Annotated in this window: 11 protein-coding genes; 1 reads left to right on the top strand and 10 read right to left on the bottom strand. The window is 70.8% G+C overall.

What is annotated here, in order from left to right:
• Positions 1-20: 20 nt before the first annotated feature.
• From AC3RXY_RS07135 to AC3RXY_RS07090, 10 genes are all read right to left on the bottom strand, one after another.
• Entirely contained in the window at positions 21-2,162 is a 2,142-nt protein-coding gene (locus AC3RXY_RS07135) for a glycosyltransferase (protein WP_491510210.1), read from the bottom strand.
• A complete protein-coding gene (locus tag AC3RXY_RS07130) occupies positions 2,159-3,394 on the bottom strand; it encodes a glycosyltransferase (RefSeq protein ID WP_491510209.1) in 1,236 nt (411 codons plus the stop codon). Before AC3RXY_RS07130 ends, AC3RXY_RS07135 begins: the two co-directional genes overlap by 4 nt.
• Positions 3,391-4,536 carry a glycosyltransferase family protein gene (locus AC3RXY_RS07125; RefSeq protein WP_491510208.1) on the bottom strand — a complete coding sequence of 382 codons (1,146 nt, stop codon included), beginning with the start codon at positions 4,534-4,536 and terminating at the stop codon, positions 3,391-3,393. Before AC3RXY_RS07125 ends, AC3RXY_RS07130 begins: the two co-directional genes overlap by 4 nt.
• Positions 4,533-5,669 (bottom strand): glycosyltransferase, encoded by a 1,137-nt coding sequence (locus tag AC3RXY_RS07120; RefSeq protein WP_491510207.1) that lies wholly within the window; start codon positions 5,667-5,669, stop codon positions 4,533-4,535. Before AC3RXY_RS07120 ends, AC3RXY_RS07125 begins: the two co-directional genes overlap by 4 nt.
• Positions 5,666-6,784: a glycosyltransferase gene (locus AC3RXY_RS07115; RefSeq protein ID WP_491510206.1), complete on the bottom strand. Its 1,119-nt coding sequence runs from the start codon at positions 6,782-6,784 to the stop codon at positions 5,666-5,668. The genes AC3RXY_RS07120 and AC3RXY_RS07115 overlap by 4 nt, the downstream gene beginning before the upstream one ends.
• On the bottom strand, positions 6,781-8,586 hold the full coding sequence (locus AC3RXY_RS07110; protein ID WP_498224535.1) for an ABC transporter ATP-binding protein: 1,806 nt from the start codon (positions 8,584-8,586) through the stop codon (positions 6,781-6,783). Before AC3RXY_RS07110 ends, AC3RXY_RS07115 begins: the two co-directional genes overlap by 4 nt.
• 168 nt (positions 8,587-8,754) lie before the next feature.
• Positions 8,755-9,912 (bottom strand): glycosyltransferase family protein, encoded by a 1,158-nt coding sequence (locus AC3RXY_RS07105; RefSeq protein WP_491510204.1) that lies wholly within the window; start codon positions 9,910-9,912, stop codon positions 8,755-8,757.
• Positions 9,913-9,923: 11 nt separating this feature from the next.
• Positions 9,924-10,919 carry a Gfo/Idh/MocA family oxidoreductase gene (locus tag AC3RXY_RS07100; protein WP_491510203.1) on the bottom strand — a complete coding sequence of 332 codons (996 nt, stop codon included), beginning with the start codon at positions 10,917-10,919 and terminating at the stop codon, positions 9,924-9,926.
• Positions 10,919-12,016, bottom strand: a complete 1,098-nt coding sequence (locus tag AC3RXY_RS07095; protein WP_491510202.1) for a DegT/DnrJ/EryC1/StrS family aminotransferase — start codon at positions 12,014-12,016, stop codon at positions 10,919-10,921. The genes AC3RXY_RS07100 and AC3RXY_RS07095 overlap by 1 nt, the downstream gene beginning before the upstream one ends.
• On the bottom strand, positions 12,013-12,648 hold the full coding sequence (locus AC3RXY_RS07090) for an acyltransferase (protein WP_491510201.1): 636 nt from the start codon (positions 12,646-12,648) through the stop codon (positions 12,013-12,015). The genes AC3RXY_RS07095 and AC3RXY_RS07090 overlap by 4 nt, the downstream gene beginning before the upstream one ends.
• 193 nt (positions 12,649-12,841) lie before the next feature.
• Between AC3RXY_RS07090 and AC3RXY_RS07085 the strand changes: the two genes are divergently transcribed.
• Positions 12,842-13,936: a hypothetical protein gene (locus AC3RXY_RS07085; protein ID WP_491510200.1), complete on the top strand. Its 1,095-nt coding sequence runs from the start codon at positions 12,842-12,844 to the stop codon at positions 13,934-13,936.
• Positions 13,937-13,985 lie beyond the last annotated feature (49 nt).

Raw genomic sequence — 13,985 nt, 5'->3', positions numbered from 1 at the left:
TCGGCGACCGCGGGGGCCGCTCAGCCGCGCAGCGCCCACCACGTGGCCGCGCTGAAGCGCAGCGGTGCCTCCCGCGCGAACAGCCGCGACGCCCGCGCCGGGATCAGTGCTGCCGGGGTCGCGAAGCGGCGCCGCCGCCCGGACAGCCGATCGACCTCCGCGTCGGCGACGGCGGGATCGCGGAGCGCCGTGATCAGGGCGACGTCGGCCCGTGAGAGCACGTCGATCGCCGCGGGAGCGAAACCGCGCAGCTCCCGCGCGACGTCGGCGATATCGGCCCGGTCCTCCGGCGTCCAGTGTCCCTGCCGGTAGTGCACCGCGCCGAAGACGGCCAGCCGCCAGAGCTTCACGGCGAGCGAACCCCGGTCGCTCACCGGCAGCGCGCGGGTCTCCGGTTCCGCGATGAGCAACGACAGGGCGCGCAGATCCTCGGCGATCGGGCGGGGGGTGAACGTCACGCGCCCCTCGCCGTCGTGCACGAGGTACTCCCCCGGTGCGCGATGCCGGGCGATCCGCGCCCCCGAGAACCAGATGCGCGTCGAGTAGCCGAGGTCCTCGCCGGTCGCCAGCCCCGGCGTGAAGCGCAACGCGCCGAAGCGCTCCCGCGCGATGAGTCCGAGGGGAGCTGTGCGGTACGCGAGCCGGTCGCGACGCCCGCGCAGCCGGCGGCGGCGCGGCGTTGGCGGCGTGGGGATGCGTGCGCCACCGGCGTGCCGCAGCGGAGCGATGACCATGTCGGCACGCTCCCTTGCGGCGGTGCGACGCCACGCATCGATGGCGTCGTCGACGAGCTCGTCATCGGAGCCGACGATCGCGATGTACCGTCCCTCGCAGAGTTCCAGCCCCCGGTTGAACGGCCCGGCGGGACTGCGGATGCCGTCGTCGAGCTCGACGAACCGCACGCGCGGATCATCGGCGGCGCTCCCCGCGGCCGCGCGAATGCCCGCTGCCGGCGTGTTGTGGCACACCACGATCGCCCGCCCGACGGACGTCGCAGCGAGCGCTGAGGCCAGCGCCCTGTCGATGCGCCGTGCCGGATCGTGCACGGCGATGACCACATCCACATCGGCGGGCAGCGGCTCGGTCGCCACGACGGCGGCGCTGCGCCGGGCACGCCCGTACGCTTCGCTCGTCCGCCGCCGCCGCGGCTCCGGGTCGAAGAGCTCCGTCGCACGCGCCGCGACCTCGGCGGCAGACCGTTCACGGTTCAGCGCGAGCACCCGCTCGACACCGTCCGCGTACGCGGCCGCGGTTCGAGCGGAGACGAGCACGCCGTCCGGCTCGGAGACGAACGAGGCCTGCTCCCCCTCGGCGCCCACGATCACGGGCCGCCCGGAGACGAGCGCCTCGGCGATCGCCACGCCGAAGGTCTCCATGCGCGTGGGCAGCAGGAACGCATCCCCCTCCGCGAGCACATCGGGCACGGCGGCGGGCTCGATGCGACCGCGCAGGTCGAGATCGACACCGAGCCGGGTCGCCAGGCGTTCGACGTCGTCGCGCATCGGCCCGTCGCCGGCCCAGATCAGGCGGGCCCGAGCGCCGCGACGATTCAGCTCCGCGATCGCCTGGATCGCGAGCTCCGGGCCCTTCCCCGGCACGAGTCCCCCCACCCCGACGAGCACCGTCTCAGCGCCGCCGGGGCGTTCGCGCAGGGATGCCGGGCCGGCCACCTCGTTGCCGATCACCACGATGGGTCCGGCGCGGTGTCGGCCGATCGCGCTCGCCAGCAGCGCGCCGACCGCGATCACCACGTCGGGCCGGGCCATCAGGCGGGCGGTGAGGGGCAGGGACGCGCGTGCGACGAGGCCGATGCTCGCCGGCGCGACGAACGCCGACCAGTGCTCGGTGTGCACCCAGGGCCGGCGTACTCTGAGCGCACCGAACGGGAGCAGGGCCGAGGCGGCCATCGTGTGCACCAGGTCGGCATGTGCCATGCGCTCCGCGATGACACGGGCCGCCCGGGCGATGCTCACCGGGTTCGCCGGCGACATCGTCACCGTGCGGGTCGGGAACGGTGCCGTCGACGGGGCTCCGTCCGCGGAGAGGTGCACGACATCGACCTCGTGGTCGCGCCGCAGCATCTCCACGTCGCGCATCACGAAGGCTCCGGCCTCCGGACGCGCCGCCGTCGGCAGCCAGGCGGTGACGACGAGAACCTTCACGCCGGTGCTCCGCTTCCGGCTGACCGCACCAGCTCCGCAGCGTGCGACCCGGTGCGACGCGCGTCGTACACACGCTCCCAGTGCTCACGGGGGGCGTAGGCACCCGGTTCCGCGTCCAGCACCCTGCGCAGGGCAGCGGCGACCTCCACCGGATGCGCCGGCGCTGAGACCAGCTCACCGGTGCCGTGCTCCGTGCCGACGATCTCCGGCGTTCCGCCCACGGCGGTCGCGACGACCGGGATGCCGTGCGCGATCGCCTCCATGATGCTCACCGGAACGCCCTCGGACGAGCTGACGTTGACGAAAGCGTCGACGCGCTCATCGCGGTAGAACGTCAGCAGTTCGGCGTTGTCGACCTGGCCGCGCAGCTCCACCGTGAGGCCAGGCGGCAGGTCGCCGAGCTGCGCACGCAGCTCCGGCATGAGCGGGCCGTCCCCGGCGTGCACCCAGTGCACCGGGTGCGCGGCGTCCAGGCCGGGAAGGATCCGCAGAGCCGCGAGGATGCGGTCGACCCTCTTGATCTCGGTGACCGCGGAGCACGACACGATGGTGCGGGTCGCACCGCGCTCGTGCGCCGGGGCCTGGGCCGGCCCGTGCGCACCGAGGCGGCTCACCGCGATCTTGCCGCGCGTCTGCGGGTGGTGCTCTGCCAGATACCGCGCTGCGTCGTCCGAGATCGCGAGCACACGGTCCGCACGCGCATACAGGAAGGGACGGAAGGGCAGATACCCGTTCGGGGCGCTCTCCTCGTACAGGTCGTATCGGTGTACCCGGGTGACACGGGCGCGCACCCCGCGCAGCCACGGCACGCCCAGCCCCCCGCCCATCGCCCAGAACCCGTACGCGACGACATCCTCTGCCCCGGCGATCGCCTCCCGCACGGCCGTGCGGTGCGCCTGCGTGATGCCCACCTTCGCGCCGAGCAGGAAGAGCTTCGGATGCCGGAGCAGACGTCCGCTCCAGAGCTCCCGCCAGGTGGCCTGGAGCAGCAGCCCGATCGCCCCCCACTCGAGCAGCCGCCGCGGCGCGTCCTCGGGGGCCGGCTCGAACAGATTCCCGGCCAGACGCACCCGCTCCGGCAGCTGCACCATGCCCGCGCTGGTGTCGCGCGCGTGACAGAGCACGACGATGTCGTCGAAGCGCTCCAGGAGTGCGTCGATCTCCTTCGCCACGAACACCACGTCGCCGGTCCGGTAGGGGTAGTCGTTGGTGAACAGCACCAGGCGCGTCATGATCCGCCCGCTCCCGGGGCAGCGAGCAGCCGCTGGATCGCGCGCGCCCAGACCTCGGCCTGCGTCTCCCCCGCGAGCTCGGCGGCGGCGGCATCCGCCGCACGCTTCCACTCCGACACGAGCTCAACCGTCAGGCCGTCGAGCACCCGGGTGAGGGCCGCCGCATCGAAGCCGTCAGCGACCGCACCGAACCCGTGCTCCGTCACCACCCTCGCCATCTCCGGCGAGGGTCCGATGACGACGCCGAGACGGGCCTGGACGAAATCGAAGAGCTTGTTGGGGAGGGTCCATCGATAGTTGAAGTTCACCGGGGGCAGGAGGAAGACACCGACGTCATAGTCGCTCAGCGCCGGGATCAGCTGGTCATAGGGAACCGGATCGAGCACCCGGACCCGGCCGTCCGTCGTGGCGGCGAACTCCCGGAGCTCCTGGATGTAGGGCGGATCGTTCGGCGTCAGGAAGAAGTCCAGCGACACGTCGGAACGGGATGCGACGACGGCCTGCGCCATCAGCAGCAGGTTGCGGTCGCGAAGCCCGGCACCGCTGTGCACCAGCCGGATCGGCGACGACACCGCACCCGGCACGATCCGGTGATAAGGAGCCGCGTTGGTCACGACCTCCGCGTCGATGCCGTACACCCGGCGGTACTCGTCGGCGATGCCCTGACCGAGCGTCGTGACCGAGGTCGCCCGTGTGACGAACTCCCGGCACATCCACCGCACGAACGGCGCGACGAACAGCCGCCACCGCGGCACGTCCTCCTTCTGCCGCGGAGCGTACTCGTGCAGGTCGACGTGCACGCCATGCACGGAGTCCTGCTCCAGGGCCACGCCGGCGGCATCCACGTCGTTCGCGATGATCGCATCCCACCGGGTGCCCCGCAGCGCGTCGGCGACGAAGGCGACAGCGCGGTTGCTCCGATACGCCCGCCGGAACTGCCGCAGGATGACGGCGGCCCTGTCGTATCGCCAGATGGGGAACTCGTCCGGGATGCGGATGTGAGACGACGCACCGTCCGGCTGCTCCCCGTAGCCGATCGTGTGGACCTCGACGTCGTCGCGCAGCCGGCGCACCTGCTTGAGAACGCGCGCGTCCGCCTCGATCCGCGAGAACGAGATGATCAGCAGGCGGGGCCGGCTCACCGGCGCTTCTTCCCCACCAGCCCGGCGACGATACGATCCCACTTCTCCACCTGACGTTCCCCGGCGAGCTCCGCCGCGTGGGCATCGGCGTTGCGCTTGTACGCGACGACCGACTCGACCGTGAGCGCTTCGATCGCCGCGCGGAAGGACTCCACCGTGAACTCGTCCGAAACGAGACCGAGTCCGTAGTCCGACACATACGCGGCCATCTCCGGGGAGGGACCGACGATGATGCCGAGCCGGGCCTGCACATAGTCGAAGAGCTTGTTCGGCAGGGCATGGCGATAGTTGAACGTGACCGGCGGCAGCAGGAAGACGCCCACGTCGTAGTCGTTGAGCGTGCGCACCAGGTCGTCGTACGGCACGGGGTCGAGCACGCGCACCCGGTCGGTGGTCTCGGCGAACGCCTTCAGCTCCTCCATGTACGCCGGGTGGTTGGGCGTCAGATAGAAGTCGAGCGTCACGTCGGCATCGGCTGTCGCCACCGCTTCCGCCATCAGGTGCAGCTTGCGGTTCGTCAGTCCGGCTCCGCTGTGGACCAGACGGATGGGGCGCGAGACCGGCGTCGGGTCGAGCTCGTGATAGGGCGTGGCGTTGCTGACCAGCTCGGCGCGGAACCCGAAGTTGCGCTCGTACTCGGCGGCCAGGCCCTGGCTGACGGTGGTCCACGCGGCGGCCTTGGTGACGTAGCGCCGAACCACCCAGTTGTACCAGGGGGTGATCTTCTCGAACCACGACGGATTGTCGTCGTGCAGGCGCGGGCTGTACTCGTGCAGATCGGCGAGGACCCCGTAGCGCGGCTTGAGCTTGACGGCCACCGGGACCGACTCGACGTCGTTGGCGATGATCACGTCGAACTTGCGACCCCGGAGCGCGTCACGCGACCAGCGCACGGCGGACAACCGCCAGTACACGGTGCGATAGCGCTTGAGCAGCACGAGCTTGCCGTCCCGGTCGTCGAAACGGTTCTCGCGGGGCATCGAGATGTGCTCGACGACGCCCTCCGGCGCGTCACCGTACCCGAGGGTGGTGACGTCATAGTCGCGCACGAAGCGTGCCACCTGCTTCAGCACCCGAGCGTCCCCCACGATCGGCGAGTACGACAGGATCAGCATGGTCGGACGGGCAGTCACCGGGTTCCCCCTCGTTCGCGTTTACAGAAGTACAGCACATACCGCCGCAGCGTGGACTCCCGGGCAAGGCTGTGCACGATGTCGGGGGTGATCCACCGCCGCCGGCGCCCGGCGCCCGTCGCGCGTGCCACCTCGGCACGCAGCCGCGCGGCGGTCGGCTCGGCGAGGAGACCGTCGATCACGCCGCGGTCCTGGCGGTTGAAGGGCCGGATCGCGCGCGGCGCGGCAGCCAGCAGACGACGGAGCAGAGCGGCGAGCTCTGCCACCTCGGCGTCGGAGACACCCTGCTGCGACAGCGGAGCGGCGTTGCCGACGACGCTGATCCGGATGAGCTTCACCGCGAGCGCGGTGCGGTGCGCAGACCGCAGCTCGGCGAACAGCCCGTCGTCGAGGATGCGAACGATCGGCTCGAAACGCTCCTGAACGGTCATCGCGCCGAGCGTTGTGCGCTCTGCGGCGTCCAGCCCGATCACATAGCAGCCGAGTCCCTGCAGGAAGTCGATACGACCGCCCTGCGCCCACAGCCGGATGCCGAACTCGAAGTCCTCGCCCACCCGCACGCCCTCGGCCATCCGCAGGCCGAGCTCGCGCATGCGCGCGGTCCGGATGAGCCCGAGCGGGGCGGTGCGGTAGAAGAGGCGGTCCTTCGCCGCGTCCAGACGACGACGCCGTCCCAGACGCACCAGCGGGTTGGGCATGATGGGCAGGCCCTGCTGCCGGATCTGCGCGATCGCGGCATCCGGACGCTCCCGCTCGACATGCGCGATCCACCGGCTCATGGTGCCGGGCTCGAGGAAGTCGTCCGAGCCCATCACACCGCAGTACGGCGCTTCGACCTGGTCCAGGCCGTGGTTGAAGGGACCGGCGGCGCTGCGGATGCCGTCGCGGAACGGGAGCACGCGGACATCACCGGCGATCCCCGCGAGGCGCTCGCGCAGGGGCTCAGGGTCGAGGCCGTGCGCGACGACCGTCACCCGTACCCGGTCGCGCACGTCGTCGTCCTGCAGCAGCGAGGAGACGGCGCGTTCGATCGGCCGCCGCTCATCGTGGCAGGCCACCACGACCTCGACGACCGGTCCGGCCTGCGCGGCATCGCCGCGGGGGGCAGCGGTCACGCGAGCCCCGCGAGCTGAGCCTGCTCCGCGAAGTTCGGCACGCGCGCGACGAGCTCGTCGAAGGTGCCGCGGTCGACGATCGTGCCGTCCTGCATGAAGCACACCGTGTCGCTGTCGCGGATGGTGGAGAGCCGGTGCGCGACCGACACGATCGTCACCTGGCCCTTGAGCCCGCGGATCGCCTCGGTCACGCGCGACTCCGTCTTGGTGTCGAGGGCGCTGGTGGCCTCATCGAGCACGAGGATCAGCGGATCGCTGTAGAGGGCGCGGGCGATGCCCAGCCGCTGACGCTGCCCGCCGGAGAGCGACATACCGCGCTCGCCGATGCGGCCGTGCATGCCGCCCTCACGGCCCTCGATGACGTCCCAGAGCTGCGCCTTCTCGAGGGACGCGCGTACGCGATCGACGTCGATGGACTTCTCGTCCCAGGTGAGTGCGACGTTCTGGGCGACGGTTCCGTCGAACAGGGACACGTCCTGCGGCACATAGCCGACCCGTTCACGCCAGGCCGCCAGGACATCATTGAGGTCCTGATCGTCGAGCATGATGGTGCCCGCCTGCGGAACGAGCAGCCCGAGCAGAATGTCGACGATCGTGGACTTGCCCGCCCCGGAAGATCCGACCAGGGCGAGGGAGCTGCCGATCGGGATCTCCAGATCGATGTCATGCACGGCCGGGGTGTCCTCGTGCTGCGGGTAGCCGAACGAGACCCCCGACAGCGTCAGCTTCTCCGGCGTTCCGACGATCGGCTGCTGGCCCAGCTTCTCCGCGACTTCGAGGTACTTCTCCGACACCTGGAGGTCGAAGATCACCGCCTCGACGTGCGGGACGTTGGCGGTGGTGCGCGTGACGATCGACTGGAAGCCCGTGAGCGATGGCACCAGGCGGAACCCGGCCACCGCGAACAACGCGACAGCAGCGAGCGCCTCCTTCATGCCGTTCTCGCCACCCCCGCCGAACAGGTAGGCCACGGCACCCACCAGGACGAATCCGCCGACGAGCGCGGCGTTGAGCACGAAGCCGGGCACCGCGCCGAGGAAGTTGAGGTTCGCCCTGGCGCGGGTGCTGAACGCGCGGTTGGCGTTGACGATCTCCGCGACCTCACCGGTCTTGTTGCGGAGCGTGATCTCCTTGAGCGCCTGCATCATCTCGGTCATCAGCGTCGCGACGGTGAACGAGTAGTCGCGGGCCACGCGACCCGCCTGCACGCTGCGGCTGGAGACCACCCAGTACAACAGGGCCATGATCAGGCCGAGATACACCACCGTGATCAGCGCGGTGAAGGGCTGGGCGACGATGATGACGCCGAGGATCAGGACGAAGCTGACGACCATGCTCGGCAGCTGCACGATGGGCAGCAGGAAGCCGCTGACGGCGTTCGCGATGCCGACGTCGGCGATCCGGACGATCTGTGCGGTGTTGCGGCCGAGGCGGTACGTCCACGGCGCTTTGATGTAGGCGTCGAAGAGCTGACGGCCGATCTCGAGCTCGAAGGCCGCGAAGCGGCGGGTCGCGAACCACTGCTGGCCCAGCTGCAGCGCCGACTTCACCAGGATGAGCAGCGCGACGAGCCCCACCAGCCACATGTAGGAGTCGCCATCGATCGTGCCGATCAGCGGGATCGTGATCGGCGTCTGCGAGATCATCGGCGCGAGACTCAGCGCCAGGAGCATGATCGCGGCGATGTCCAGCACGGTCAGCAGGCAGGAGATGACGATGTAGCGGATCAGGTAGGAGCGCGCGTCGTCAGGCAGATAGCCCATCAGATCGCGGAACGCCTTGATGACGACCTTCACACGCACCGCCCCGAAGCGTTCAGTTCAAACCACACGTCCTCTAGTCTCCCACGCGCACCTCCGAATCCGATCCGTGCGCGCAGACCACCACCCCAGAACAGGCAGCCGACACGAGAACAGGCCGTTTCTGACGGCAGTCGCCTGTTCTCGCGTCGGCTGTCTGTTCTGGGCGTGCTAGATGCCCAGGAAACCCGCGAGCACCTGGGCCGAGCGCGACCCGTCGTGCACCGCCGAGACGAAGGCCGGGCCGCGCGCAGCGCCGGCGCGGGCGCGCTCCGGATCGGCGATCAGGCCGCGCAGCACCGCCTCGAGGTCGTCCGCGGTGGACTCGGTCACCGGGAGGTCGAGCCCGGTCGCCTCCCGCACCCGGTCGCGCACGACGTCCGCGACATGGCTGACGACGATGCGGCCGCTGGCGAGGGCCTCGCACGCGGCGACACCGTAGATCCCAAGCGAGAACTGGTCGAGCACGATGTCGGCGTCACCGTAGACCGCGGGCATGTCGGCGGCGGGAACGCCGGTGAGCTCCCGGTACTCGATGAGGCCTTCGGCGTGCAGCCTCCGCACGGTCGCCGTGATCAGGGCGGTGCCCTTCAGGCCGGCGCGACTCGGGGCATGCACCACCACCGGGCGCTCGCGCGTGAGCGGCGGGCGCGGAGCGGCATCGGCCCAGCACTGCGGCTCGATCACGACGGGAAGCCAGGCGGCCTCCGGCACGAACGTGAGCAGGTCTGGCGTGGAGACGAACACCGGCAGGCCAGCCGCATCGATCAGCGCCCTGTTGCCGCGAGCGATCTCTTCCAGACGCCCCTGCTCGGCATAGACGCCATCGCGGAACGGGGAGTCGGGTTCGAGAGCGGCATGACGGCTGGGCAGACGGATATCGCTGCCGTGGAACAGCAGCCCCACCCGCACGCCACGCTCCGCCAGCATCCGCGCATCCTGGGCCGCCGACCCGCCGTGGCCGAGCATCCGGCGGCCGGACTCGATGAGGACGTGCGTGAACCCCCGCCGCACGGCACGGGTCTGCGCCCGCTGCCAGCGCCGGTTGGCGAGGAAGTACGCCGTCGGCACGGCATGGTCCGCGGGGAAGGCGAAGACGTCGTCCGCGCCGCGATACATGAAGTTCGCCGCGGCCACGCCGGGCAGGCGTTCCGCCGCACGCGCCCACGCGTACGCCTGCCCGGCGGAGTTCACCGGCCCGATCAGCAGCCGTCGCGCGGCGGAGGGCACCCGCGACACGCCGGCCGACCGGAACGCCGCGCGCTCCCACGGCAGCACATACTCGGCGATCGGCACGGGGATCGCCCGCACGATCGCGCTCTTGACCATCGTGGGACCGGTCAGGCCTTCGGCAGCGAGACCGACTGCCCGGTGCGCGCCGACTCCAGTGCGGCCTCCACCACGGCGAGCGTGCGCTGCCCCTGCGCCATGGTCACCAGGTCGGTCTCCCGGCCCAGGACCGCGTCGCGGAAGGACTCGTGCTCGACCTTCAGCGGCTCGCGCTTCGCGAAGGCGTATCGGGTCACGTCGCCCTCGGAGACGCCGCGGAAGCTGGAGACCGACTCCCACTCGAGCGGGATCGTGCCGTTGGCGTAGAACGTCAGGTCGCCCGTGGAGGTGTCGGCGACGAACGCCCCCTTCTCCCCCGTCACCACCGTGAGGCGCTCCTTCATCGGGCTCAGCCAGTTGACGATGTTGTTCACCGTCACGCCGGACGCGGTGCGCCCGGAGATGACGATCATGTCCTCATGCTCGCGCCCCGACTGGAACTGGGTCTGCGCGAACACCGTCTCGTAGTCGGACTGCACGACCCAGGCGGTGAGGTCGACGTCGTGCGACGCGAGGTCCTTGGCCACGCCGACGTCGGCGATCCGCGAGGGGAACGGCCCCTGCCGGCGCGTCGCGACCTGGTAGACGTCGCCGAGCTCACCGGACGCGACCCGGCGGCGCAGCTCCTGCAGCGCCGGGTTGAACCGTTCGATGTGCCCCACGGCGCCCACCAGGCCCGCCGCGGCGAACGCGTCCACCATCCGCTGCCCCGCATCGAGCGAGTGCGCGATCGGCTTCTCCACCAGCGTGTGCACGCCGGCGGCGGCGAGCTTGAGCGCGGCGTCCTCGTGGAATCGCGTGGGAACGGCGACGACCGCGATGTCGAGCCCCTGGTCGATCAGCGCGTCGATGTCGGGGAGCACCCCGAGGTCACCGGCGACACCGTGCGGGTCTCCGCCCGGATCGGCGATCCCGACCAGGTCGACGCCGTCGAGCTCGCGCAGCACGCGAGCATGATGGCGGCCCATCATCCCGACGCCGAGCAGACCGGCCCGCAGATCGGCCATCAGGCGCCCGCCCCCGCGACCGCGTTGACCGCGGCGACGATGCGATCCAGATCACCCGAGGACAGCGAGGGATGCACCGGGAGGGAGACGACCTCGCTGGCCGCCTTCTCGGTCTCGGGCAGGTCGAGGCCGGGGGCGTACGGGGCGAGCGAGGGCAGGCGGTGGTTCGGGATCGGGTAATACACACCGGACCCGACGCCGTGCTCCTCCTTGAGCGCGCGCACGAAACCGTCGCGGTCATCCGCGACGCGGATCGTGTACTGGTGATACACGTGCTCAGCGCCCTCCGCGACCGGCGGGGTGACGACCCCGCGCAGGTTCGCGTCGAGGAACGCCGCGTTCTGCTGCCGGGTCTTCGTCCACGCGTCGACCTTGGTCAGCTGCACGCGGCCGATCGCGGCGTGGATGTCGGTCATGCGGGCGTTGAAGCCGACGACCTCGTTCTCGTACTGGCGCTCCATCCCCTGGTTGCGCAGCAGCCGGACACGACGAGCGAACGCGTCGTCGACGGCGGACACCATGCCGCCCTCGCCCGAGGTCATGTTCTTCGTCGGGTAGAGGGAGAACATCGCGAACTCGCCGAACGTGCCGACCGGACGGCCGTCCAGGGCAGCGCCGTGCGCCTGCGCCGCGTCCTCGTAGAGCGCGATGCCGTGCTTCTCGGCAATCGCGGCGAGCTCCCGCATCCGTGCAGGGTGGCCGTAGAGGTGCACCGGCAGGATGCCCTTCGTCCGGGGCGTGATCGCCGCCTCGACCGCGGCGGGATCGAGCGTGAACGTGTCCGGCTCGATGTCGACGAACACCGGGGTCCCGCCGGTGAGCGCGACGGAGTTCCCGCTCGCCGCGAACGTGAAGGAGGGCACGATGACCTCATCGCCTGCGCCGACGCCGGCCGCGAGGAGCCCGAGGTGCAGGCCCGCTGTGCCGGAGTTCAGGGCCACCGCCGGGCGACCCTGCACGAAGTGCTCGGAGAACTCCTTCTCGAACGCCGCGACCTCCGGGCCCTGTGCGACCATGCCGCTGCGCAGCACTCGGTCGACCGCCTCCCGCTCTTCGTCGCCGATGATGGGCTTCGCGGGGGGGATGAAATCGCTCACTGGTTCTCCTTCGTCAAGCAGCCGTCGGTTTCGAGATACCGGGTTCCCGTCGTCGGGCACACCCAGATGCCTTCGGCTTCGCCCGCGGTCAGCGGGACGCCTGCTTCCCCGACCCACGCGATGCGCCGGGCGGGGACGCCCGCGACGAGCGCGTAGGGGGGCACATCCTTCACCACGACCGCGCCGGCCGCGACCGTCGCCCACGCCCCGATGGTGACCGGGGCGACGCACGTCGCGCGTGCGCCGATCGACGCACCCTGGCCGATCGTCACCCCGACCGGCTCCCAGTCGTGCGCGCTCTTGAGGCTCCCGTCCGGGTTGATCGCCCGCGGGTAGGTGTCGTTGGTGAGCACGACGGCTGGCCCGATGAAGACGCCGTCGGCGAGGCGGGCCGGCTCGTAGACGAGAGCGTAGTTCTGCACCTTGCAGTTGTCGCCCATTACGACGCCGGTGCCGACATAGGCACCGCGCCCCACGATGCAGTTGCGACCGAGCTGCGCACCCTCGCGCACCTGGGCGAGGTGCCAGATGGACGACCCGGCGCCGATCGCGGCATCCGGCGAGACGTCTGCAGATTCCACGATGCGCACGGCATCCGACGCCGGGCTCGACGGAGAGGGCTGTTCTGTCACGCGGGATCTCCTGAGTGCTGATGGTGGATCCGGTCCGTCAGACCGGACCCGTCCCTCCCAGCATTGTAGTGCGCGCCCTCCCGCCCACCCGGGAGATCGCCCCAGGAGATATCCAGACTCCGGGGTCTCCGACGGCGCGACACCGCCCGGCACGCTCACCGGATTCGGTGGCAGGACCTCTTAGACTTCCGTGGTGCCCGATCTCCGGGGCTCCCGAGCCCGCTCCCCCCGGTACCGCCGCACTCTCCGTCTGCTGGCCCTCTGGCCGATCACCGGAGCGATCGTGGGGGCCTCGATCTGGGGGCTGCAGGCGTCGGCGAACACGGTGACCGGTGCGGCGCTCCCCGACACCGGGGCGAAGGTCTCCATGAGCGAGGACGAGATTCCGTCCCGTTCGGTGCAGGTGGCCGTCATTCCCCATCCCGACGACGAGTTCCAGTTCTGGTCGCTCATCGAAGACACCCCGGACAGCTACAAGATCCTCGTCTCGCTCACCCTCGGCGAAGACAGCGGGTACTGTGAGCCCGCCGTGCTTGCCGGATCGCTCGACACGGCGAAGGGCGAGATCGAGCCGTCCCCCCTCCCCGATGGCCGCGGGACGCCCTCGTGCGAGGAGGCGCGCGTCTCCTCGCTTCTCGGGTTCCTCGGCGAGATGTCCGAGCAAGACCCCACCATCCCTGGCGATTTCGCCCCCCTGCGCCGCGTCGGCCCCTTCGACGCCGACGGCGTCGACATCTGCCGCGGCGAGGGCGGGCGCGTCGACTGCAGCGGAGACCACCGTCTGATGCGCGTCTACGCCGACCGGCACGACCGCGGCGCCGTGGTCTTCGCCGACCTCGGCGATGGCGACGTGACACCGGACGAGGTGTCGTGGGCGATCCGCGTCGTGCTGGATCACCGCCGGGAGTGGGGGCTCGCACCCGCCGACGATGTCTCGACCCTGATCGGCGCGTTCGCCAACGACGGCACCGAGTGCTTCTCCTACCCGCACCCCGACCACCTGGCGCTGCACGCCGCACTGTGGCACACGGATTTCGGTGTGGGGCCGCAGCTCGGCGCCACCTGCTATCGCGACAGGAACACCGCGTTCTCGCGGTTCGTCAGCGCTGCGGCCGCCCGCCAGGCGTTCGGAAACGGCCAGCGTCTCGGTGCGCACGGCCACCACTACGGGTGGTTGCACCCCGAGTCCTATCCCCTCGCGGGCAGCGCGCAGGACGAGCTCTTCATGCAGTTCCAGTCGTTCTGGGTGCGTTTCGACCCGGAGGGTCGGATGCCGCGCGACAAGTGACCGTCCGGACCGGCCTCCCCGGTCGGCCGGCAGCCGACCGCAGCGAGGC

Source organism: Microbacterium longlingense (assembly GCF_058349825.2).
This window is presented reverse-complemented; position numbering and strand designations above follow the sequence as displayed.